Annotated in this window: 19 protein-coding genes and 1 riboswitch; of the genes, 5 read left to right on the top strand and 14 right to left on the bottom strand. The window is 42.5% G+C overall.

Going from position 1 to position 25,515, the window contains the following annotated elements; genetic code table 11:
- Positions 1-656: 656 nt before the first annotated feature.
- From recD to rppH, 14 genes are all read right to left on the bottom strand, one after another.
- Positions 657-2,510 (bottom strand): exodeoxyribonuclease V subunit alpha, encoded by a 1,854-nt coding sequence (recD, locus tag SLS51_RS13480; protein ID WP_323839223.1) that lies wholly within the window; start codon positions 2,508-2,510, stop codon positions 657-659.
- Positions 2,510-6,115 (bottom strand): exodeoxyribonuclease V subunit beta, encoded by a 3,606-nt coding sequence (gene recB, locus SLS51_RS13475; protein ID WP_323839229.1) that lies wholly within the window; start codon positions 6,113-6,115, stop codon positions 2,510-2,512. Before recB ends, recD begins: the two co-directional genes overlap by 1 nt.
- Positions 6,115-9,009: a pitrilysin gene (ptrA, locus tag SLS51_RS13470; protein WP_323839221.1), complete on the bottom strand. Its 2,895-nt coding sequence runs from the start codon at positions 9,007-9,009 to the stop codon at positions 6,115-6,117. The genes recB and ptrA overlap by 1 nt, the downstream gene beginning before the upstream one ends.
- 15 nt (positions 9,010-9,024) lie before the next feature.
- Positions 9,025-12,414, bottom strand: a complete 3,390-nt coding sequence (gene recC, locus SLS51_RS13465) for an exodeoxyribonuclease V subunit gamma (protein ID WP_323839218.1) — start codon at positions 12,412-12,414, stop codon at positions 9,025-9,027.
- Positions 12,407-12,778 (bottom strand): prepilin-type N-terminal cleavage/methylation domain-containing protein, encoded by a 372-nt coding sequence (locus SLS51_RS13460; RefSeq protein WP_323839216.1) that lies wholly within the window; start codon positions 12,776-12,778, stop codon positions 12,407-12,409. The genes recC and SLS51_RS13460 overlap by 8 nt, the downstream gene beginning before the upstream one ends.
- Complete coding sequence (locus SLS51_RS13455) at positions 12,775-13,260, bottom strand: YgdB family protein (RefSeq protein WP_323839213.1); 486 nt, start codon at positions 13,258-13,260, stop codon at positions 12,775-12,777. Before SLS51_RS13455 ends, SLS51_RS13460 begins: the two co-directional genes overlap by 4 nt.
- 5 nt (positions 13,261-13,265) lie before the next feature.
- Positions 13,266-13,889 (bottom strand): prepilin peptidase-dependent protein, encoded by a 624-nt coding sequence (locus SLS51_RS13450; protein ID WP_323839211.1) that lies wholly within the window; start codon positions 13,887-13,889, stop codon positions 13,266-13,268.
- 130 nt (positions 13,890-14,019) lie between these two features.
- Positions 14,020-14,535 carry a prepilin peptidase-dependent protein gene (locus SLS51_RS13445; protein WP_323839209.1) on the bottom strand — a complete coding sequence of 172 codons (516 nt, stop codon included), beginning with the start codon at positions 14,533-14,535 and terminating at the stop codon, positions 14,020-14,022.
- Between the two features lie 501 nt (positions 14,536-15,036).
- Positions 15,037-15,369 carry a type II toxin-antitoxin system RelE/ParE family toxin gene (locus SLS51_RS13440; protein WP_323839207.1) on the bottom strand — a complete coding sequence of 111 codons (333 nt, stop codon included), beginning with the start codon at positions 15,367-15,369 and terminating at the stop codon, positions 15,037-15,039.
- Positions 15,366-15,632, bottom strand: coding sequence for a hypothetical protein (locus SLS51_RS13435; protein ID WP_011145000.1), 267 nt, complete (start codon positions 15,630-15,632; stop codon positions 15,366-15,368). The genes SLS51_RS13440 and SLS51_RS13435 overlap by 4 nt, the downstream gene beginning before the upstream one ends.
- A 127-nt stretch (positions 15,633-15,759) precedes the next feature.
- Positions 15,760-16,554, bottom strand: coding sequence for a thymidylate synthase (thyA, locus tag SLS51_RS13430; RefSeq protein ID WP_323839204.1), 795 nt, complete (start codon positions 16,552-16,554; stop codon positions 15,760-15,762).
- Entirely contained in the window at positions 16,551-17,426 is an 876-nt protein-coding gene (gene lgt, locus SLS51_RS13425) for a prolipoprotein diacylglyceryl transferase (protein ID WP_323839202.1), read from the bottom strand. Before lgt ends, thyA begins: the two co-directional genes overlap by 4 nt.
- 75 nt (positions 17,427-17,501) lie before the next feature.
- Complete coding sequence (ptsP, locus tag SLS51_RS13420) at positions 17,502-19,748, bottom strand: phosphoenolpyruvate--protein phosphotransferase (protein WP_323839200.1); 2,247 nt, start codon at positions 19,746-19,748, stop codon at positions 17,502-17,504.
- Between the two features lie 9 nt (positions 19,749-19,757).
- Positions 19,758-20,288 carry an RNA pyrophosphohydrolase gene (gene rppH / locus SLS51_RS13415; RefSeq protein ID WP_011144996.1) on the bottom strand — a complete coding sequence of 177 codons (531 nt, stop codon included), beginning with the start codon at positions 20,286-20,288 and terminating at the stop codon, positions 19,758-19,760.
- A gap of 113 nt (positions 20,289-20,401) precedes the next feature.
- Positions 20,402-20,506: riboswitch (TPP riboswitch) on the top strand.
- A gap of 99 nt (positions 20,507-20,605) precedes the next feature.
- Between rppH and thiB the strand changes: the two genes are divergently transcribed.
- The 5 genes from thiB (at position 20,606) to SLS51_RS13390 (ending at position 25,265) form a co-directional block, all read left to right on the top strand.
- On the top strand, positions 20,606-21,592 hold the full coding sequence (gene thiB / locus SLS51_RS13410; protein WP_439126882.1) for a thiamine ABC transporter substrate binding subunit: 987 nt from the start codon (positions 20,606-20,608) through the stop codon (positions 21,590-21,592).
- The gene (thiP, locus tag SLS51_RS13405; protein WP_323839196.1) at positions 21,568-23,178 is read left to right on the top strand and encodes a thiamine/thiamine pyrophosphate ABC transporter permease ThiP; all 1,611 of its coding nucleotides are present in this window, start codon (positions 21,568-21,570) and stop codon (positions 23,176-23,178) included. The genes thiB and thiP overlap by 25 nt, the downstream gene beginning before the upstream one ends.
- Entirely contained in the window at positions 23,165-23,872 is a 708-nt protein-coding gene (gene thiQ / locus SLS51_RS13400) for a thiamine ABC transporter ATP-binding protein ThiQ (RefSeq protein WP_323839195.1), read from the top strand. The genes thiP and thiQ overlap by 14 nt, the downstream gene beginning before the upstream one ends.
- Positions 23,873-24,042: 170 nt before the next feature.
- Positions 24,043-24,522: an Hcp family type VI secretion system effector gene (locus SLS51_RS13395; protein WP_323839193.1), complete on the top strand. Its 480-nt coding sequence runs from the start codon at positions 24,043-24,045 to the stop codon at positions 24,520-24,522.
- Positions 24,523-24,524: 2 nt separating this feature from the next.
- Complete coding sequence (locus tag SLS51_RS13390; RefSeq protein ID WP_323839191.1) at positions 24,525-25,265, top strand: hypothetical protein; 741 nt, start codon at positions 24,525-24,527, stop codon at positions 25,263-25,265.
- Positions 25,266-25,515: the final 250 nt, after the last annotated feature.

Below are 25,515 nucleotides of genomic sequence, written 5' to 3'. Positions count from 1 at the left end.
CCGCAATCCGTTTAGTAAACAAATTACAATTCATGTAATTAGGCGTTTATATCATCAAATAATAATAAATTTCATTTAATATATTCACAAACTGTGACATTAACCACACAATAATATTAAAATTTATTAATTTTATAATGTTGTTGTTTACATTGATAACAAAACATAAACATCAACAATTTGATTCAGTCATTGCAACTATTTTTGAATCCGTTGAATCGGTGAAATTAAGATATCGATCAGTATATAGCCATCACGATGAAGCTACTCGGTATTGCTGGCTGAACGATTACGACTCACAATCAATCAACATGAAAGACTCAGAAAAGATATTTCAATTAGAAAATAACAAAAATTTGGCATATAGGTAGGTTTAAGATACATTTATCTTGCATAAGTCAATGTAATCTCTAGTTCACTGCACGAGAATTTTTCAATCACCCAATCGAGAACTTTTTACAAAAATAAAAAGGGATATTTACCGAAGTCAACACGGCAAATCAGAAATCCCATTAAAGGGATTAATGAGCTGATTGTCGGACTTAAAAGCCCATCCAACAACCGCGCAAATAACGATCAAAAAAATGTCAGAGAAGATATGGCAACATCATTAATATATAAATTTTTTTGCACAAGTTAGTCTATCAGAATAAGCACTAATCCACCTGTAAGCTAAGCCGCTCTGCTAACCCGCTTCGCCTTTGAGTTGGCGTCTGGATTGCCTGACGCAATACCGCTTCATGTGCATAAAGAGTCAATTTTTCTCTGGCACGGGTTATCGCTGTATAGACCAGTTCACGGCTGACAACCGGCACAAATTGCGTTGGCAATACCAAAGCGGTATGTTCAAATTCTGAGCCCTGCGATTTATGTACAGTCATCACATACGCAGTTTCATGTTGTGGTAAACGACTTGGCTGGATTCCCTTAATCTGCCCGTCAGGCAACTGAAAATAAGCACGCAGTTCATGATTTTCGTCTCTGAGCATAATACCGATATCACCATTAAACAGGCCCAATGTGCTGTCGTTACGCGATATCATGATGGGGCGGCCTGCATAACCACGGCTGAAAGTCCCGACAGGACGACGAATAAGCCCCTGACGATGCAGTAGCTGTTCTATACGCTCGTTAAGCCCACTGACGCCAAACGGCCCTTCTCTAAGCGCACACAACAAACGATAACGGTTAAATTCATCTAAAATCGCTTTGGCCGGTGCTTGCTCTGCCACCAGTTGCAAATAAGCGTGATAACCCGATACCGTTTCTGTCAGCAACCGCTGATAATCTTCATCGTCGGACAATGGGTAAAAACAGATATCCTTCAACGGTTGCTGCAAAATAGAGAGAGCTTGTCGACTCTTCCCCTGATTAACGGCCGCCGCCAACTGACCAATCCCCGAATCCATATTAAAGCGGTAACTTTTGCGTAAAAGGCACAAACATTCACGAACCTCTGGGATATTTTGCTGATCACCCGCAACTAACCGACATCCCGTTAATCTGCTTAGCTGTTGCGCCCTCGCTACGCTGTATCCCAGTTCTGCAAAACGGCAAATATCACCCAACACCGCTCCTGCTTCCACTGATGCCAATTGATCACGGTCACCAAGCAGAACAATTTTCGCTTTCGGTAGCAATGCATCAATCAACCTAGCCATCATGGGTAAATCCACCATTGAAGCTTCATCCACCACCAGCACATCCAGATTCAGTGGATTATCTCGGTCATAGCGTAATCGCTGGCTATCAGGCTGCGCTCCCAGCAAGCGATGAATCGTCTGTGCCTGCTCCGGCATACATGCAAGCTGTTCTTCCGTCAGAGGCAATTTTCTAACCGCACTATTAAGAGATTCGGTCAATCTGGCGGCCGCCTTTCCTGTCGGAGCCGCCAGTTGGATAACCCGCTTTTTATCAGGTTCAAGTTTAATTAAGGCAGCCAACAGTTTAGCAACGGTGGTTGTTTTCCCAGTTCCTGGTCCGCCAGAGATAACCGAAATTCTGCTAGTCACCGCGACAGCCGCAGCCACTTTTTGCCAGTCCACCGCCTCCTCAGATAGTATGAATAATTCATCCAAAATGGCTTTCAGTTGCTGTTCCTGAATATTATCGACTGGTTGGTTGCCGGAAAAGAAAGCCGCCACCTGACATTCACTTTGCCACATTCTCTGCAAATAAAGCCGGTCATGGGAAAGCACAACAGGCGTTGGTTGAAATCCATCACTAACCGCAGCACAATTTTCCAGTGCTATCCGCAAACGCTGCTCATCAGGTTTTCCCGCAATCTGCCATAACTGTTCGGCAAATTCACGATGTCGCCCATCAAAAAAATATTCTGGCGTTATCCGACTAACCGGCAGGCAAACATGGCCAGTACCGGTTTCAGCGCTTAACAGCGCCATCACCAACAACAAAACAGGATCTTTATCCTCAATCAATACATGAGCAAACTGTAAGTCCAATGAACGCAAAAGCCTGAGGTTTACTGCTTGTTGTAATAACGAAATCATCAATTTTTCTCTTTCTCAGGCTGTTCACTACCACTGAAAAGCAGATCCAAAGCATCAACAAATTCAGCCGATGGCCGACAATTGAAAATACCATTCCCCGGCTGTTGTTTATCTATCCCCCTCAGAAACAGATAAATCACGCCGCCGAAATGTTGTTGGTAATCATAATTAGCCAGCCTGTGACGCAAGTAACGATGCAATGCCAGTGTATAAAGTTGATATTGCAGGTCATAACGATGCTCAATCATGGCTATTTCCATTGCCTGGCGGGTATAAAACTGGCTCTCCTCTCCCAACCAGTTTGATTTGTAATCCAGTAGGTAGAATTTGCCTTGCCAACAGAAGACCAAATCAATAAACCCTTTCAACATTCCTTTCACCTGCTGAAATTCCAGCTGGGGGCAGCGAGCAGAAATTGGATCATAACGACGTATCAGTGTATCCAACGTCTGAGATCGCAAAAGTTGTTCAACCGGCAGATAAAATTGCATTTCATCCTGTTGATGATGCGGCGGAATTTTTGCCAATTGCACTCCTTCATCATTCAATGGAATAGTAAAAATATCGACCATCCATTGCTGTAATGTCCCACTCCAGCGTTCATCAAATCCGGCTGATTGCAGTTGTTCTGCCAACCATTTCTCATCAGGTCGTTGGCTGAAACTAAGTTCTTCCAAAATAGCGTGTAAAAAAGTCCCCGCAGAAGCTCCCCGTGGGAATGTATGTGGTGTCATTTCAGGTTGTTCTACTAACTGTCTTTCACCACTAGCATCAACATCAAGTTTTGGCGCAATAGACTGAACAATCACGTCAATAGATTCTTCTCCCGCAAAATAAGCAGAAGCATTACCACGATGAACCACAGAGTTTCGTAAACCAGAATAACTGGTAATACGCCAGTCATCCTGAACTCTGCGTTTAAATTGCCTGGCCGACAGGACTAAATCATTTTTACTTTGCGATTGCCAAGGGTGATCATCAGTCTCATTAATTGATGATATAACAATGCCATCCCCGCTTAATTCTTTAAGCGATGTTGCCAGAAAATCAGCATCCCCTTTCACCCCCTTTTGCAACAGGTAGCCCAGAGCACATTGATGCAGATCAGTATCCCCGATCTTTTTCTTATTGCCTTTTATCAGCGGAGCCACGCCGACACTGCAATGGTAAACAGAGCGCGTCAATGCGACATAGAGTAAACGCAAATCCTCTGCCAATCGCTCTTGTTCCGCCAGCTCAATCGTCTCGTCGTCGGGAAAGATATCGAGGCAAGCATTAAAGCTTGTACGATCATGATATATCGCCCGCTTCTGTTCCCTGAAATTACAGATAAATGGCAACCATACCAGCGGATATTCCAGCCCCTTAGATTTATGGATAGTACAAATTTGTACCAAATGACGATCGCTTTCCAGCCGCATCTGCTGATTTTCAGATTGGGGATCAGGATGAGAGATTTGCTGAGCCAACCAGCGGGTAACTGCATGTTCACTATCAAGTTGCAACGATATTTCCTGCAACAACTCACCAATATGCATCATATCCGTCAAACGCCGTTCACCGTCATAACTGGCAAGCAGGTTCTCAGCAATATGATGGTTGGCGATTACCGCTCGTAACATAGGTAACACACCACGGCGTTGCCACAGACGAAAGTAACCATCAAATTCATCAACTAACTGATCCCATGTCTTTTCATCATGATTCAACTTGTCTATCTGCCGGGCAGTTAGACCAAATAAACCACTCGCCAACGCACTTCTCAACACCCGCTCTTTTTCCGGTGATAACACCGCTTGCAGCAACCAGAGAATATCCTTGGCTTCCGTGGCAGCAAATACACTTTCTCGGTTAGAAAGAAATACAGAAGGAATAGATAACAGGTTAAGCGCATTACGGATCAGTGCCGCTTCCTTTCTGCTACGCACCAAAACCGTAATATCAGCAGCCGTCACAGGTCGAGAACCTTCACTTTTATATAATAAAGCCCGCCCTTCACTACCTGCCTGCAACCAATCTCGAATTTGCGCGGCACAGAGCCGTGACATCGTTTGCTCATAATCTCCGGTAGAAACGCCTTCTCCCGGTTGTAACCAGAAATTCAGTGCAGCCTGTTCTTCACCGTCATAGCGAAAAGAGAGTTCTAAGTTTCTTTCTGCCGCAGAAACTTCGATAAAAGGGATCTGTTCAAACAAAAATGGATTTTCTGAACGCATAAACAGTTTGTTTACTGCCTGTACCATTGAGTAAGCAGAGCGCCAGTTTGTTTCCAGTGTATAGTGAGCACTTACCTGAGAGCGGGCACGAATATAAGTGAAAATATCTGCGCCGCGAAATGCATAAATAGCTTGTTTGGGATCACCAATAAACAGCAATCCATTTTCAGGCTGAGTGCCATAAATGGTATGAAAAATTCGGTATTGCTGTGGGTCGGTATCCTGAAATTCGTCGATCAACGCAACCGGATAGCGTCGGCGGATTGTCTCAGCAAGCAAATCACTGCCAGGGCCTTTCAGAGCATCATCAAGGCGGGTAAGTAAATCATCAAACCCCATCTGACCACGCGTTAATTTTTCCTGACAGATTGATTGGCGAATCTCAATAATAGCCCTAGAGATAATCAAATCACGTAAAGTAAGTGGTTGCTGATATAAGTCATCTATCGCAACAAAAAGTGAATGTTCAGGTACCTCACCTTTTTTTGTCTTTTCTGCCAACACCGACTGCCGGAACTTTTCCAACGCTTTTGGCAACAAATAATCCGCTGTAGGTGCCTGAGCCCAATCCGTGACGCTATTCAGCCAATTTGGTAAGTGCTTACTACTGTAACTTCTTTTATCGACACCAGAGCCCGCAATTAAATCGTGTAATTCTCCCGCAACTTCATTCCATTGGTATTTAACATCGTTGATCAACTGGATAATTTTTTCATGACGACTTAACAGCGTTTCATCACTGGCTGGCGCATCAACCATATATGGCATATCCCCTTGTAAATAAGGGTGTAATTCAGCCAATAAGGCTTCCGGGCCACTCCACTCCTGGCTGATCACCTGTGCCATTGATAACGGCAATGGATAACAGTGACGCCGCCAGAAATCGGCACACCCCTGCCGTTCTAATGGCTGTTGATCCTGAATTAATGTCTGTTCAAACAAAATCCCAGACTCAAAGGCATTATGTGCCAACATTCTCTGACAAAAACCATGAATGGTATAAATCGCCGCTTCATCCATTTGCCGCTCTGCGGCCAGTAACCAGATAGCCGCCCGCCCTTTATCCGGGATTTCATTCAATAGCTGTTGATAAGCAGGTTCTGTCTCTTCTATTGCATTTCGAATACAGGCAAGCCGAAGTTTATGAATATTTTCACGGATACGACCACGTAACTCATTTGTTGCTGCCTCAGTAAAAGTCACTACCAGAATTTCTTCCACGTTTAAAGGTCGTGAAAAAGCGGCATCTTTCCCCAGTCCAAGTAGAAGACGCAGATATAAGATACCGATAGTATAGGTTTTACCCGTCCCGGCCGATGCTTCGATCAGCCGCTGACCAGTCAGCGGCAGAGTTAATGCATTAAGCCTGTGGACAGATATCTCTGTGATCACTGAGCTCTTACCTCAACAGGTAACCGTTTCTGAAATTCAGTCACATTTTGATAGGTTTTCCAACCTTTCAATTTCGCATATCCATCCAAGTTGCCTGATTTACCAATCACTTGTGAAATGAATGACAACCCTATATGTTTGATTACCGCATTCCGATAGAAATTAATCAATTGCTGTTGTGTGGTTTTCTTTAGAATCTCAAGCATTTTATCTCTACTATCAAAACTAAAGTTATTGCGGCTGAAATCACCAGAGAAACGGGCAACTTCGGCATAGAAAGTTTGTGGCGGTTGCTGCTTTTCATTAATCAGCGCACTCTTGTACTGTTCAAAATCAGCTTGAGACATGGCTTTCAATTTATTACCGGCGTTCTGATAGAAATCTCGATAACGCTGATTCAAATATTTCGGTTGTTTATTATTACTTTGTAGCAGGAAGCCCAATCCCCACTGTTCCCCCACACTGGTATTGAAAGCAAACACCGCATACCCTAGTTGTTCTACTGTTCTTAACTGCTCATAGAACCACGGCTGGAGCATATTGCTTAACAAACTGGAATAAACATAACCTTCTATACGGTTATAACCCGTCGGAATATAAACCTCTGCTAAAGCACCATCTGTGCTGCTGCCAACACGCTGGAAATTAACCGGGTAATTTTTATCAATCACCACCTTATCCCCACTCCACCAGTCATTTCCTTGATTTACCAGTTGGTTATGGGCAGATTCAGCAATCACTTTGCTCTGCTGTTCGGTCAAATTCCCAATGATCATCATTTGCAAAGCAGCATTTTTTATCACCTGATGACGATACGTAACAATATCCTGAACCGAGATAGTCTCCAGCGCTTCCAGACGAGTGGATTGTTCAGTGTAAGGCACCACAGAAAGGCGCTTCAACGGCTGCATAGCCATATCATAAGCTTTAGCGTTATTAGAAACCGCTATCTGCTCACGATACCAGGACTTAGCCTGTGCCAGTTGCTCCTCAGTTGGCGTGAATGCCATGTAATTACTGATTAAAGAGGTTAAAAGCGCTGGCAGATTTTGAGTGTAACCACTTACTCCCAATTGTAGCCCCTGAGATGAGCTAGTAGAAATATTCATTCCTGCAACAGAAGCCTGATAACTAAGCTGGTCAAGGGAAAGCCCAGCCAAATAATCGAGCAAAGAGGAAGTGACCTGCTCACGAGCGCTATTCAAACCTTCTGCGTTGCGCAAATCAAGCGTAATACTGGCTTTAGGTTCATCAGCAAAATATTGGCTCGGCATATAGAGCAAGCGGACATTCTGCTGTTCAACGATCATTTCTGGATGTTTTTTACTCTTATCTGCTTTTATCAGCTTCAAATCGTCAGGAATATAAGGATTTGGTGCGGGCAGAGAAAAACTCATCTGCTCCTCTAATTGCAGCCATTTAACTCGTTGCTGCAATGTAATTCGATCAACCTGATAAGGTGCCTGAACAAAATAAGCCTGTTTATTGTGTGGCTCTTTTGGACTGATATACCAGATTCTTGCATTTTCAGGTGTTAACTCAGCAAGCCGACTGGCGATTGCTTTCGGGTCATAGTTATCAGCTAAATAACCGGCATTCAGTACATTGGAAACAGGAACTCGCAACATAGCATCCGATAACCATTCGATATAATGCATATCACGAACAACGGAACCATATCGGAAAGATAGGTTCAAAACCTTCGCGATTTCATCAAAATAACTTTTCTGAATGCCTTTTTGTTTCAATAAATTAATATAAGCAAAAATAGCCGCAACAATCTGATCCCGTTGTGCAAGCCCTTTATCTGTCAACGTCACATAAATAAAAAAGATACCTTTGTTGCGATCAACCATAGGCTCCGCACCGGCACTGATACTTTCTGCTAGTCCTTGAGTTTGTAGCCAATCTGATAATGTATTCAGGCTACGATTGCCTATTATATAACCGAGATATTCATCGGTTTTACTGCGGAAATCAGCACTGTTATTGTCAATACTGAATTCCAATTGCAATGCCTTTTGCGGTTGGGCAGGAACATAATGGATGATAATCCCTTTCTCTTTTTCCGTTACTGCTGGCACAGTAATCACCGGCACACTCGCTTTTCTATCCGGTATCCGACCAAAAGTATCAACGGCAATTTGAGTCAGTTTATCGATAGGCTGATTACCGTAAATGACACCTTTCATCAGGTTGGCTGAATAATAGCGTTGATAAAAATCCACCAGTTCTGTCTGTAATTTACTCCCCGGTTTATCTTTTAATGTTTCTAGATTACCACCAGAAAAACGAGCATTGGGATGCTTAGGATTCAAGGTTTCTGCCCGTATTTGAGCCACCCGCATCCCATCACGCGAACGCGCCATTGTCAGCTCTGCATTAACCGCATTTCGCTCCCGATCTGCATTCACTGGATTAAGTAACGGCTCAGCCAGTGCATCAGCCAGACGATCTGTGGCTTGAGCTAACGCTTCATTTTCTACTTCAAGGTAGAAAGCTGTGCGGTAAGAAGCCGTGCTGGCATTATAGCTACCACCATGCTTTTGCAAAAATTCAGATAAATCACCTGACTGTGGGTAACGTTCAGATCCCATCAGAACCATATGTTCCAGATAATGTGCAAGCCCTAGCTGGCTGTCAGGGTTTTCCATACTACCAACCGGAATTGCTACCGCTGCCAGAGATTTGGTTGCCTTCTCATCAGATACCAGCAAGACCGTCATATTGTTTGCCAATCTGATTCCCTGATAATGACGATGATCATTTTCGCTTTTATAAATTGTCTCTTGCAGTAGCTGCCACTGTAGTTGTGGTGTTTGCGCATAACTCGTCGTTCCCCAAAAAAGCAGGAACATCACAGTTATCATGCGAACAAAATGTTTATGCATTATCTGATATTCTCCCTATGTATTCTGATGTCGCGCTATCGGTAACAAATAACTGAGCGCTTCCTGTTTAAGTTTTACCAAAAATGATTTATCCACTTGCCTGAAAGCCCTCTGAATATAAGGATCATCCCCTTCGCCTCTGCGTCCTTGATCTCCAAGCCATGCTTTCAATAATTGGCTTTCAGCTTTTGATTGAATTTCATCACTATCATCAATCTCACCAATCTCTTTATTCATACATGCTGAAAGCCACGCCCAACCACTTTTACAAAACAGCGGTAAAGGCGCGGATATTCCTCGCTGATAGCCTTCAATCAATTGATTCAGATAATCTTTAGCTTGCTCTGAAGGTACAGGAGCAAAACACCATTCGTTGCCATCACGCCCATAGCTGCGACTTTCACCCTCACCACCGGTCAGACAATAAGCCAGATGCTCAATCCACAATTGCATACCATCATTGGCTGTCAAACTGGCAGGCCGCCAACGTAGCAAACCATCCGGTTGCACCTTATTAATACGCCCTGTCAGAATCACTTGGCCTAAATCATGATGTAAATCGACAGATAAAGTTTCCATTTGTTGTTCACGAATTTTATCCGCCAAAGGCTGCATCTCTTTTTGCTGTCTTAACCAATAAACCTCACCAAAAGCACCAAAAGGTAATCCTCCAGCAGCACGCAGCCGATTGAAAAGTGGTTCAGGCGATTGCTGTTCAATTAACGCATTCAACAATAGCTGATTAAACTGATAACGTTGAAGATTATCTAAAACGAAAGGTTCTTCCTCTGGTAATTCCGTTTCTTCAACAACGAAATTTACTTTCAAGCAACGTTGGAAAAAAAACCGAACGGGATGGCGGTAAAAACTGCTCAAATTATCAAGTGTAATTTCTTGAATTTGCGCCATTTCAATAGATTGGCAAAATTCAGCGTATGCTGCACCTTGCTCAGTTGCCGCCGGTAACCACTCCCCGGCATAGCTTTGCTGATAACTGTCCGGTATAAAATTTTCCGGTGCAAATGGAACGCGGGCATGAATATACAACAGATGTTTTCTGACATGGGTAGCACTTTCATCAACATTCAGTTTTTCATTTCCCGGTAAACAAAAACTTTGGCAAACATAATCCAGTAATTCATTCACCAGCACGGAAGGATTACATTCCGTATCATCACGAATAGACTTACCAATATAGCTGATATAGAGAAACCGTTCGGCAGATATCAAGGCTTCAAGGAATAGATAACGGTCATCATCCCGCCGTTTTCTGTCTCCCCTCTGACCTTTTTCCGCCATCAGATCAAATCCAAGCGGTGGAATTGAACGGGGATAAATACCATCATTCATTCCCAATAAACAGACAACCTTAAAGGGAATAGAACGCATCGGCATTAGAGTGCAAAAATTGACAGATCCGGCGAGAAAACGCTGACTGATTTTTTCATTATCAAATTGAAGTGCCAATTCATCTCGTAATAGAACCAATGGCACACTTTCTTGATAATGGGCATTCAAGCCATTGACTATGACTTTCTGCCATTGTTGTTCTATCATCGCCAGTACTAATTCAGTTTCATTATCTGATGCAAAAAATGTCTCCAGCAACTGCTGGCAGACAGGTAACCAACCCGTTAATGTTCGGCTCTCGCCAAGAATCTTACGCCAATAACTCAATTGCATTAAAAGTTCAGCTAATTGGCCGGCAAGCTCTGCGGCTAAACCGCTGGATTCATCATAAGGCAATACTTCTTTCCAAGGGCCTGACCGACTATCCATTGCGTAACCCAATAACATTCGAGTGAGTCCAAAACGCCATGTATGCTGGCCTGTCACCGGTAAAGATAGCTCTTCGACATTATCGTCATCCAGCCCCCAACGAACCCCTGACTCTTCAACCCAACGCCTTAATAAACGCAAACCATCTTCATGAATGTCAAATTTATTCGCCAGCGCGGGTACTTCCAACAATGCTAAAACTTGTTCCGTCGTAAAACGGCTTTGAGGTAAATCAAGCAGTGTAATAAATACCTGTAAAACCGAATGTGCCTGACGAGCCTTACGATCAGAAATGGCAAATGGAATATAACGTTCAGCAGAGACATTACCAAATACTGCCTGAACATAGGGAGTATAACTGTCAATATCCGCGACCATCACAATAATATCCCTTGGCGTCAGAGATGGATTATCTTCCAATAATCGCAATAGCTGGTCCTGTAAAACTTCCACTTCACGTTGAGGGCTATGGCAAACATGGAAAGATAAAGAGCGATCCAACGGATCAAGTACTCTTTTTTGCAGACTGTTTTCAAATGTTTCTTTTGTTGAACCAATTTGGGCATGATCTTCCAGATAGAGAATATCCCTTTGCAATTGATGTAATAGATTATCCTGTTCTAATTCAACAAAGGCGTGAACATCCGAACTCTGCTCAAGTTGCGACAATAAATAGAGATTATCACGACCCAACCGCCCCCACGATGCCAACAAGGGATTACTGACATCTTGTTCACCGTCATCGTTAAACAATGATTGAGCATTACCAGGATCTTTAAAATATTCCAACTCCTGTTCGCTCTTATAATGACGTGGTTTACGGCTACTCAGTTTTGCCAAAAAAGCATAATTCTGAATATCTCCCCAATAATATTTACATGGATTGGTAAACATCAGGTGAATATCAATGTGCCGTGCCAATGCCTGTAAAGCTTGTAAATAGATCGGTGGTAAGGCAGAAATACCACAGATAAATACCCGTTTCGGTAAACAAGCTGAAAAATCAGTACTATTTTTCAGTTCAATATTATTTTCCAGCATCGAAATAAAGCGCTGATACAAATTAGCACGATGCCATTGGGGTTGTTGTAACTGGTGAGTATATTTCGTCAGTTCCAGCCATAATCTTTTCTGCCACAACTGATTATCACTCAAGCCATCAATAAGCTGACCTTGCTGCCAACTTTCCAACCATTGCGGACGATAAACGAGATATTGGTCGAACAGATCAGCAACCCGTCCAGCTAATTGATGAATCTTCCGTTTATCAAAATCTTGATCAAGGTAGTGCCTGAGTGCGATAAACTCCGCTTCCGGCAGCAATTGAGGCAATAACGCCATCAATTTCCATGTCATAGCATCTTTACTAAAAGCACTTTCTTTAGGAATATCAGGCAATACTTTGGTAAACATATCCCAAATAAACGTAGCGGGAAGCGGAAATGAAATATTAGCTGATATGCCTATTCTTTCGGCCAGTTGGATTTGCAGCCACTGTGACATACCTGGGCTTTGTACCAAAATGACTTCCTGCGCAAATGGATCAGTCAGTGGGTTACCCCCGATCAATATTGCTATCAATTCCTTAAGAAGATCTAATTGATTAGAATGATAAACCTTAAACATCAGAACTCCCATTTGAACAAATCAATCGGCTTGCTTTACTTTGCTGATTATAAGGCGTTGTCACTATAACTGTAAGCTGATAGCAGCCAGACAACGGATAGGCCGTCTGAAATTCAGCATGCCATCCCGGTGGCAATGTTATTTCTGGTAAAGCATTTTGACCTGCAATTAATTCATATTGTTCCAGATACCCATAAGATAATTTATCCGCCTTTGATTGCTGCCAATGTTGCTGAAACCCAAATAATAACGCCTGATGATAACGCATTAATCCCAATAAAGAGACCGAAAAGACCATAACAGCAATCATTACTTCGGGCAAACTCATGCCTGCTTGATGCTCATAAAAAAGCTTTGACTTCATGAACAAAATCCCACATCTACCTCAGGACAAAAATCCAGCCAACCACTCTCTACTGGAATAAGGGTATCACTTCCACCAGATGAGTGTAATTTCATCCATTGATATAATCCAACAGATTGCCCGGATGCCACATCAGCTATACCTTTTAGTAGAAAAAAATGACTTGATTGCCTTTTTAAACAACTGGTCAGATGGAATTCTTGCTGTTGCTGGCAATACCACTCTTCTGTTTTATTACTATCTTCTATTTGACTACTATGAAGTGGCCATGACTGAGCGATTCCCCATGCCAATGAAGATTCTGCTTGCTGAAAAGCTTTTAGATATCTGCGTTCATCGACCATCATGATTAAAGCGTTATCCAGATGATGATGCAAAGCCTTTAACATCATCAGGCTAACGGCCAATAATATCAGCACTGAAATGAGCAATACATTACCTTGCTGATATTGAAAACAGACATGTGGAGAATGCTCAGCCACGGTACTTATCCCCTGATATTGCGCAAACGTATTACTGACTGATATTGGTAGTTTATCGATGGATGTTTAAACCAATGTGCAATAAGCACCAATTTGATAAAAACTAAGCCATCTTTTGCCGGTAATTTTTCAGCTTTAAAGGAATCTACCACTATTTCATTTGGATCAAACAGCCTTTCCCAGCCATTTTCCTGACAGTTACCCGCCCCCCTTTTCCATTCTACTGACTTATTGCTAAGGCGATAGCCAAAGAATTCTGATTCACTGTGTTCTGGCGGCTCCCATTGGTTATTTATATTAAGATCGTATGCAATAATCAGACATGAATCCTCACTCTCATCACTTTTATTATCGATAAATATTGGCTTTCCATCACAATAATGCTGACAATATCCAGCACGGCGAATATCCTTTTCTATAATATGTAACGTTTGTTTAACAAAATAGCCTAAACGATATCTCTGATATAACTCCATTATTTGTTTAGTTAAAATAGGGTAACTTTTAGCAATCGCCAGTAAAATAATACTACCAATAGCCATTGCTACAATAACCTCTAATAATGTCATTCCAGATTGGTTTTTATGTTTCATTATTCCAATAAAGTATCTCTTATTTATACCCGTCATCTTTCAAGTTGCCTCTTTGTTGGCTGCACTCGCTCACCCCGGTCACATAGTTATCTATGCTCCCGGGGATTCGCTCCCTTGCCGTCGCGATGCATCTTGAAATCCATAGGGTATAGTGGAAAAAGCATCATTAATCACAAGCTGGAATTTGATTAAACTTATTATTACTACATGATCTTATCCTACCTCGTGAAGAAAAAATAATGGATATTTCACCTGCGGAATTCGCCAAAGTAAAACTCGCAGGTATCATGGTGTTTCTTATTCCATGAAACTCTATCTGATCCTTGGTTGCTGAACTAATAATAACATCCTGATAGGAGGAATTTATTCCCTCAACATTTTCTAAATCACAATTAGCCAATACCGAATTAGAGAGCGCTATGCACCAGTTTTTTCCAGTTTTCAACCACAATATCACCCTTTTGTTCAAATAATTTGCCAAAGATTGTTGCCTGGATATAAATGTCAATATCTTCTGTGCTGATTCCTGTAACCTGGTTCTTTCCTGGTGATAGCCCCATTCCTGCACACCCCATAAGGAAAATATTGAAACCAAAACAATAACGATCATCAATTCCAATAAAGAAAAACCTGATTGATTATCAATATTATAATGGCCGATTATATTCATATTATTTACCATCGATAATTCCTTATTTCCTTTCGTAAAACATTTTATTCATTTTAAACACAAAATAAATACACAATTAAATTTTATGCGAGAGTGCATCAATAAAAAAATAATAGTTTATCATTGTTACATTTAAATTGCGTAGAGCTTCGCAAAAACCAATAAGAATAGCGATTTTTATTTATTATTATTGTCATGCATTGTAAGCTTATATGGCTATGAGGCAGAAGCTTCATGAAAATAATAAAGAGAAGATTGAGTACTTGACATGAGGATGTTATTACTATTAATTATATTCTATAAAGATAAATAATATTAGACCAGAAAATAATTAATTGAGAAGATTGTATTAAGTATAGCGTTCAATATTTTAAATATAGCAATCCATAGTGATGTATACCCTATAGATTTCAAGATGCATCGCGACAGCAAGGGAGCGAATCCCCGGGAGCATAGATAACGATGTGACCGAGTGCCGCCAACAAAGAGGCAACTTGAAAGATAACGGGTATATCAGTGTATGATCAGTAGTTGGTACAAGAGGGCAATTAAATCTTGGTTTGTGCTTGCGTATGCCAATATTTGAATTTCATCCCCAACTACATCATAAATAACACGAAATTGCCGATCTTTGGAAAGCCATTGGTGAAATTGTATTCCTTTATCCAGCAACATTGAACAATAGCCGTATGCTAACGGGTTCTCCCCTATCCGTTCCGATGATTCAATTAATAAATCATCCACCAAATTCTGAGCTGCTTCCAACCCTATAGTATTAGCCTTGTAGTCTTCAATAATAGAAAGTGTCTGGTAGGCTGTTTCGGTAATTTGAACTTTATATATCACACCCGACGTTCCTTGCGCCTACGAAGTGCTTCTTCAAGTGTCATTTTTCTACCTTCTATAGTATCTTTCTTAGACAGCATCGCGATTTTAAGCAATGCTATCGCCTGCCGTTCTACGCCTCTTTCGGCCAACTCTCTCTCACGTTCTGCCATTGGTTGAATAAACAATTCAGATATCCCGTTTTTGGTAATAAACACACCACCCTCGAAATGCTTTGGATTACTAAGCAGATCCCTAGCTTTTTTTTGGGAAATAGTATTCATGGTCTTTTTCCTCTTAATTTCTACGTATCTGTATATTATATCATCAAAATGAAAAGAGGAACAATTTATTATAAATTGTTCCTCCAGATTGTCGACGAACATAGAAGCGCTATTTTAACCGCAACCGTTAAATAGCAACCGGGGCCTTTATTCCTGGATGTGGGTCATAATCAACTATTTCAAAGTCATCAAATTTATAATCAAAAAGCGATGCCGGTTTACGCTTTATCACCAATTTTGGCAGTGAACGCGGCTCACGGCTAAGTTGTAATTTTGTCTGCTCCATATGGTTGCTATAAAGGTGCGTATCACCACCGGTCCAGACAAAATCACCTACTTCTAGATCACACTGTTGCGCCATCATATGAACCAGCAATGCATAGCTGGCAATATTGAACGGTAAGCCAAGGAATACGTCACAGGAGCGCTGATAAAGCTGACAGGAAAGTTTGCCATCCGCAACATAAAACTGGAAGAAAGCGTGGCATGGCGCTAATTCCATCTTATCCAATTCACCAACGTTCCAAGCCGAAACGATAATTCTACGTGAATCTGGATCGCTTTTAAGCTGTTCCAATACGGTTTTCAATTGGTCAATCTGGCGGCCATCTGCGGCCCCCCATGCGCGCCATTGCTTACCATACACCGGCCCCAAATCACCATTGTCATCTGCCCATTCATCCCAAATAGTCACCCCATTTTCATGCAGATATTTAATATTGGTATCACCATTCAAGAACCAGAGAAGTTCATGAATAATTGAACGGATATGGCAACGTTTAGTTGTGACCAGTGGAAAACCATCCTGTAAATTGAAACGCATCTGATGCCCGAAAATCGAGAGTGTCCCCGTCCCGGTGCGGTCTGCTTTCGGAGTGCCCTCTGCAAGCACTCTTTTCATTAAGTCCAGATACTGTTTCATTTTACCTCTTGTACCTTATTACCTTGGTGTTTGTATGCCCATATCATCATTAATATTCCCGCTAAGATCATTGGTATAGAAAGAATTTGCCCCATACTGATCCCGTCGAATAAGCCCAGTTGTGCATCTGGTTGGCGGAAGAACTCGACTATCACTCGGAAAATACCGTAACCAATTAAGAATAAACCGGAAACACTGCCCATTGGGCGAGGTTTACGGATATATAAATTCAAAATAATGAACAGAACGATCCCTTCCAACGCCATTTCATAAAGCTGTGAAGGGTGACGTGGCAGAACACCATATTGCTCAAGTACTGATAACAGTGAGGGATCGGTTGCAGCCAATGCAATATCTTCACCACGGGAGCTTGGGAATAACATCGCCCACGGCGTATCCAATGTGACACGTCCCCACAACTCGCCGTTAATAAAATTACCGATTCTCCCCATGCCTAAACCAAAAGGGACTAACGGGGCAATGAAGTCAGCAACTTGTAAGAAATGGCGTTTCGTTCTGCGGCCAAACCACCACATTGCGCAGATAACCCCCACTAAACCACCGTGGAAAGACATCCCACCATCCCAAACTTTAAACAAATAAAGAGGGTTGTCGAGAAAGGCAGGGAAATTATAAAACAGGACGTAGCCCAGACGGCCACCAACAAATACGCCAGCAAACCCTGCATAAAGCAAGTTCTCTACTTCGTTTTTTGTCCAACCACTATTGGGTTTCGCTGCCCTGCGTGTCGCTAGCCACATGGCGAATACAAACCCAACCAAGTACATGAAACCATACCAATGGAAGGCTATTGGACCTATTGAAAAAATGACCGGGTCAATATTAGGAAATGCCAGGTAGCTGTTACTCATCTTTCCCCACTTAATATTTAACGTTAATGCCCTAAGGCAAGTGATTGAGAATCATAGCACAGGCCGTTAAACGGATTAAATGCCACCTCTGACCAAACCGCCCACCCCATGCTGCTCCATAAATGTTGCTGACAGCTCCTTCACTCTTAGGCTGGTTTCAGCTTGTAGTATTTCAGCCATTAATTTTTCAACCTGAGCCAACTCCAGATGACGTAATAAATATTTAATTCTTGGCACACTACAACCACTCATACTCAAACTGCGATAGCCAAGACCAATCAATAACAGCGCTCCCATAGGGAAACTTGCCATTTCACCACAAATGCTGATCGTAAGACCTGCCCGCTGGCTATTTTCAAATACTAGTTTTAATGCCCGAATCACCGCCGGATGTAAGCAATCATAAAGAGAAGCGACGTGAGTGTTATTCCGATCCACTGCCAATAGATATTGTGTTAGGTCATTGGTGCCAATAGACACAAAATCGACTCTGTTTTTGAGTTGTGGCAACAGAAAAATCATCGAAGGAACTTCAATCATGACACCGAGCTGAGGCATAGATATTTGGCGCGCCAGCATTTGCTCAACTTCCTCTTTCGCTCTGTCTACCAATCGCTTAGCTTCATCAATTTCTTCTACACTCGTCACCATTGGCAACAGGATTTCCAGATTACCCATATCAGCGTTAGCTCTGAGCATTGCCCGTAGCTGGATAAGAAAAATCTCCGGTTGATCCAGCGTCACTCGTATACCACGCCATCCCAAACAAGGGTTCTCTTCGCTGATCGGCATATAGGGCAATTGTTTATCCGCACCAATATCAAGTGTACGCAATACCACTGGTTTATCGGGAAATAATTGTAACATCTCCTGATAACGCGCTTTTTGTTCATCTTCTGACGGGAAACCACAGTGCAGCATAAAGGGTATTTCGGTGCGATAGAGTCCAACACCATCAATACTATTACTGATCTGCAACTCATATTTCAGGCTCAAACCCGCATTAAGCTGAACCAAAATGCGCTCGCCACTTTTTAGCCGTGCTTCCTGCTCAACATCTCCCTCAGCCAGTCTGCTGAGTGCTTTTTCTTCTTCGATAATCTGTTTATATTCCTGCGAAATCAGTGGCTCAGGTTCAATAAAGACCTCCCCACGGAAACCATCAAGAATGAGCATACGATTGTTCAGGAGTTCCGGCTGGATATCCGCCCCCATAATGGCCGGAATACCCATTGCTCGAACCAATATGGCAGAGTGTGAATGAGTAGCGCCATCACGGACAATAACCCCTGCTAATCTCTCCTGCGGCATCTCTGCCAATAAGTTAGCACTCAGTTCATCTGCAACCAGAATGAACCATTCAGGCCATTGATGGCTGGCAGTAAGTGAATCATCCAGATGAAATAATAATCGCTGTCCAAGTGCCCGTAAATCTGATGCTCTTTCCCGCATATAAGCATCCTGCAAGCTGGAAAATTGTTCTGCGTATTTCTCAATAACTTGTTTAACGGCCCATTGCGCAACAGAGCCCTGTTCAACACAAGAGAACAGATCTTGTTTCAACTGGGGATCATTCAAAAGGTAGGAATAAAGATCAAAAATCGCGGCGCTCTCTTTTTGAGAACCCACGGTAAAACGTTTACTGAGCCGACGACATTCTGCTATCGCATCTTCCAGTGCCTGAATTAAACGAGAACGTTCTGCTGCATGATCAAGGGTTGAGGCTTCAAAAATTTGGTCAAGTGAGGGTTGGGAGCAATCTTGCCATCCCTGAGCCATTACGATGCCATTGGAAATTGCCAATGCTTTAATTCTGGTCTGCCGATATCGACCAAACAAGCCTTTAGTCTGAGCTTGAGCAAGGATCACCGCGAGTTGTGTTGCAAGCGTCACCATAAAGGACTCTTCGGTTTCATTAAACAAGCGTTGTTCCTGCTGCTGAACGACCAAAACACCTTGCAACTGACGGCGGTAAACCACGGGAACGCCCAAAAAAGCGCGAAAGCTATCCTCTTTAACTTGAGGCAAATATTTGAAACTTGGATGGCTGCGGACATCCGCCAGATTAATCAGTTCAGACAATTGACCAACTTGCCCGACAACTCCTTCACCAAAAGCCAAACTGATAGTCCTTCCTCGGGGTTTCCTCAATCCTCGGGTTGCCATCAGGTAATAACACCGCCGTTGATGATCAGCAAGATAGATAGAACAGACATCTGTGTTCATTGCCAGACAGGTCTCGTTCACCAATAGCTCAAGCGCTTCGGCCAGATTGGTTGCCATAGCAACTTTTTCAACAATTTCCCGTAAACGCATGAGCATGGCACTCACCTAACTTCTTTTGCGACGGTAAGAATACGAAGAACGTGGCAGAGATACGCTTTCCTGCATTGGCATGACAACCGAAGCAAACTCTTTCATCACGCGCCGATAAACATCACGCTTAAAAGAGACTACCTGCCGAACAGGATACCAATAGCTGACCCAACGCCAACCATCGAACTCCGGGGTATTACTGTGTTGCACGTTAATATCTTCTTCATTACAGAGCAGTTGTAATAAAAACCACCGCTGCTTTTGACCAATACAGACAGGTCGAGTATCCCAACGCACCAAACGCTTGGGTAATTTGTAACGTAACCAATTACGAGTAGAGGCCAGAATGCGTACATCTTTCCGACCTAACCCCACTTCTTCATACAGTTCCCGGTACATAGCCTGTTCTGGTGATTCCCCCGGATTAATTCCCCCTTGAGGAAATTGCCAGGAATGCTGCCCATAACGCCGGGCCCACAAAACCTGGCCTTGCCGATTACAAATTACAATTCCTACATTCGGGCGGTAGCCATCATCATCGATCACCAGACTACCTCGATAAACCAAATTTGAAAGATGACTAATTGTTTCACACTACCCTCAAGTGGTAAACCTCTATCATTGGACTTTGCAGTCGCTAGCTAAATCTCTACAATAGCGCCATCTCAACGGGGTGCTGGCTGTTTAAAACAGCCTTGCTGAGAGTAAACCCGCCGAACCTGATCCGGCTAATACCGGCGTAGGGATTTGAGCTGCTAACTATTTCACAGACGTTATCTTGCCGTTTAGCGCTTCCTCAAATCCTTTGCCAATCCTCTTAATTTAAGGAGAGCAAAGTGTTTAAGACGTTATTTTCCAAATTAATCGTACTGACAGTCCTATCAGCTCCTGCGTTGCTATTAAGTCAAGTTGTACAGGCCAAGCCAGTATTAACGGTCTATACCTATGATTCTTTTGCTACTGAATGGGGACCCGGGCCCGCAATTAAAAAAGCGTTTGAAGCTGAATGTCACTGTGAACTGAAACTGGTTGCTCTGGAAGACGGTGTTTCCTTGCTCAATCGCCTAAGAATGGAGGGCAAGCGTACTGCTGCCGATATTATTCTTGGGTTGGATAACAACTTGATTCAAGCGGCTCAACAAACGGGGCTGTTTACTGAAAGTCAAGTGGATACCAGCAAACTGACACTGCCGGTGTCATGGAATAACAAGGTATTCATTCCTTATGACTATGGCTATTTTGCCTTCATTTACAACAAAAAGACTTTACCAAACCCGCCAAAAAGCATGGATGAGCTCATTAACAGCCACAATAACTGGAAAGTGATCTATCAAGATCCTCGCACCAGCACACCGGGGCAAGGTTTGCTGTTATGGATGCAGAAAATTTACGGTGATGATGCCCCACAAGCCTGGCAAAAACTGGCAAAGAAAACGCTGACCGTTACCAAGGGCTGGAGCGAAGCTTATGGTCTGTTCCTTAAAGGAGAAGGCGATCTGGTGCTGAGTTATACCACTTCACCAGGTTACCACCTGTTATCTGAGAAGAATGACGATTACACTGCGGCTACATTCAGTGAAGGTCATTACCTTCAAATCGAAGTGGCCGCACAACTGGCCTCCAGCAAGCAACCGGAACTTGCCCAGAAATTTATGCAGTTTATGCTGACTCCAGCTTTCCAACAGCAAATTCCAACCACTAACTGGATGTATCCGGTCATTGATATCCCACTCCCGGAAGTCTATTTGCAGCTTTCCATACCCGCAAAATCGCTACAATATCGCGCGGAAGAAGTCGCAAAATACCGTAACCAATGGATTCGTACATGGCAAAGCGCTGTCAGCCGCTGATAGCCGGATGGCTGTTACCGGGGGCGATTGCCGCCGGTTTTTTACTGTTGGTCGCCTTATTGGCATTCGGAACGCTCTGGTTTAATTCACCTGCAAGTGATTGGTATTTATTGATAGAAGATCGCTATTTGTGGCACGTGGTACGTTTCACATTCTGGCAAGCCTTTTTATCAGCACTATTTTCTGTCATTCCGGCTATTTTTCTTTCCAGAGCACTCTATCGCCGTCATTTTCCAGGCCGGACCCTCTTTCTGCGCCTGTGTGCTATGACGCTGGTTTTACCCGTGCTAGTCGCGCTATTCGGCATTCTGACGGTTTATGGTAGAACCGGCTGGCTGGCTCAGTTCTGCAAATGGATCAGCATCGATTACCCTTTCACCCCTTACGGTTTATCAGGCATTTTGCTGGCACATATTTTCTTTAATATGCCACTGGCAACACGGCTTTTACTGCAATCGCTGGAAAACATTGCGGTGGAACAACGGCAATTAGCGGCGCAGCTAGGGATGAATGAATGGCAACATTTCCGTTTTGTTGAATGGCCTTATCTACGCCGCCAGATCCTGCCCACTGGTGCACTGATTTTTATGCTCTGTTTCGCCAGTTTTGCGACTGTGCTGGCGTTAGGTGGCGGACCTGCTGCAACAACTGTCGAACTGGCAATCTATCAGGCGTTAAGCTATGACTACGATCTCAACCGTGCCGCGTTACTGGCGTTGATTCAGATTACCTGCTGCCTTGGCCTTGTGCTCCTCAGTCAGAAACTTAACAGTGCTCTATCTGTCGGCTACAGCAACCAGCAGCAATGGCGTAATCCACAAGATACTTTGTTGAGAAAAATCTGCGATAGCCTGTTAATTATCGCCGCATTATTACTACTCGTGCCACCATTGCTGGCCGTTGTCGTGGATGGCCTTAACAGTGGGTTGCTTAATGTATTACGCCAACCTGCATTGTGGCGAGCCTTTATCACCTCAGCGGTGATTGCTTTAGGCGCGGGGTTATTATGCGTTTTATTCACTATGATGCTGCTGTGGAGCAGCCGTGAGCTGCACCTGCGTCATTCCCCCCATTGGGGACAAGCAATGGAGATAAGTGGTTTGTTAATCCTCTCTATGCCCGGCATTGTATTGGCAACAGGATTCTTTCTGTTGCTCAATGATACCGTCGGCCTGCCCCGTTCACCCTACGGTCTGGTGATTTTAACCAACGCACTGATGGCAATTCCCTATGCACTGAAAGTTCTGGATAATCCAATGAAAGATCTGGCGGCTCGCTATAATCCACTGTGTCGCTCCCTGAATATTCAAGGTATTAACCGACTGCGCTGGATTGAACTAAAAGCACTAAAAGTTCCGCTGGCACAAGCGCTGGCCTTTGCTTGTGTCCTATCCATTGGCGATTTTGGTGTTGTCGCGCTGTTTGGTAATGAAGATTTCCGTACCCTGCCCTTCTACCTCTATCAGCAAATTGGGGCTTATCGTAGTCAAGATGGCGCGATCACTGCTTTATTGCTGTTATTGTTATGTTTTATGCTGTTTAGTTTACTTGAACGCTTACCGAGACCACGTAATGCTCAAACTTGAAAATCTGACTTACCGCTATGAACATCTGGTGATGCGCTTTGACTTACAAATTCAGGCTGGAGAACGTATCGCAATCCTAGGCCCGAGTGGAGCGGGTAAAAGTACACTTCTGAACTTAATCGCCGGCTTTCAAACCGTAGAAAAAGGCTCTCTATGGCTGAACGGAGAAAATCATACCAGTACATCACCTGCTCAACGCCCGGTTTCCATGTTGTTTCAAGAAAATAATCTCTTCTCTCATTTGACAATTGAGCAGAATATCGGGCTAGGTTTACATCCCGGATTACGCCTTAACAGCACGCAGAAACAGACATTGCAGCAAATAGTCTCTCAAGTTTCGTTGGAGGATTGCCTGACCCGTCTGCCAGCTCAACTTTCTGGTGGACAACGGCAGCGGGCAGCATTAGCCCGTTGTCTAGTACGCCAGCAGCCAATTTTATTACTTGACGAACCCTTTTCTGCCCTAGATCCGGCACTGCGTAATGAAATGCTGGTATTACTGGAACAAGTTTGCCATGAACGCCAGCTTACATTACTGATGGTTTCCCATAATCTGGATGATGCCGCTCGTATAGCTGATCGCGCTTTATTAATCGTTGATGGCAATATCCATTATGACGGCTTAACAAATACGCTGGTTGCCGGCACTGTTCCTGAAGCAGCTATTTTGGGTATGAAGGTCGCTTCCATTTAGGTGTTATTAATGTCATCGCTATCAGAATAAACGGGAACAGGATATAGCTTAGTATTTAGATTATTTCCTTCTGTGACCAAAGTCTATATTTTAAAAATAAAACTGGGCAATATAAATCTTTTTTGTTATAAGTATTTTTTATGTATTAATTTTTCATAAAGGATTTAATAATGTCTAATTTGATTTACGCGACCATAAAAGGAAAAAATCAAGGGTTAATTTCAGCAGGCTGTTCTACTTTTGATTCTATTGGTAATAAATATCAAGAGAACCACCGGGATCAAATACTAGTTTACTCCGCTACCCATTCTTTAACGCGAATACAACACGTAAGCCATCATCCTTTTAATATCATAAAACCCATCGATAAATCCTCTCCTTTACTTGGACTAGCAATTTCAAACAACGAAGAACTTCATATCCTGTTAGATTTTTATAGAACTTCATCAGAAGGTGCTCAAGAAAAGTTTTATTCAATAGAATTAACAAAAGCAAAAATCAATGCTTTGAATACTAATTACCCCCACTCTTTAACTCATGCAGAAAATCAACCAGAAGAGAGTATCTCTGTCATTTATCAAAATATAACGTGGAGTCATCACATTGCTGGTACTTCTGCTTATAGCATCAGAGATGATGAGGTTTATTAAGAATGAATAAATTGCGTGACAGGGTATTAAGTAATAATTTTTGTACATATAACCCAAATTCCAGGCCATCTTTTAGGCGATGGGATGAAATAGATGCTTCAATTTATCTTCTTAATCAATTTATTCCAGGCTCAGTAAATTATCTGGATGGTTATAAAGATGCATATGTGAAATATAACAGAAACCTAATTTTAAAATATGCCCATATAGAACAAATCCCACCAAATCTTTTGGCTGGTGTTGCCAGAATAGAAGCGGGCGGTAAACCAGATATGTGGAAGTTAAACACTATTACAATGAGGCAATGGCGTGAACAGGCTTTTAATCTTGATAAAACTCGCTCAAAAGGCTCAAATGAAACTTCTACGGGTATAGTTGCAATACAGATAAGACATGTAGCAGATATGATGGGTTTCGACTCAAATACATTAACAACAACAGACCAGTTAGAAATTGCAACTTGCCTTCAAATTGATGAATTTAATATTAAAATGGTTGCTCGTCATTTAAGAGATTTAATTCTTTATGATTATCCTAATGCAGATACCAAGAACTTAACAAAAGAACAATATATCATGGCTGGTTCTAGATATAACCGTGGTATAACAAGAAAAAAGGGAGATTTCATAAGAATAATGAACACTCCGCCTGAATTAAGCACTACTGATGAAAAAAAATGGATTTCTTACGGGGTAAGTATATATAAGCGGCTAGATTATTTAGATAATTTACTTAAAGGATAAAAAATGAAAATATCAGATATATTTACATTTTTTATGTTAAGTTTTTTATCCTTTGGATTAATTAACTCATTCGCTTTTCCTAGGGTTACAGACTTTTTTGACTTCAACTCAATTGATTGTGATATATGGCAATATGAAGATGGAGGTATTGATATAATCACTTCCATATTTATATTAATCCCACTTAGTCCTTTTTATATAGCCTGTTTTTACAAGTCATATTCTTTATTTAAAAACAATAAAATTAGAT

The organism is Photorhabdus africana (genome assembly GCF_035181445.1).
Classification (GTDB): Bacteria; Pseudomonadota; Gammaproteobacteria; order Enterobacterales; family Enterobacteriaceae; genus Photorhabdus; species Photorhabdus laumondii.
Note: the sequence above shows the minus strand (reverse complement) of the source record. Positions and strands in the feature narration are given on the sequence as shown.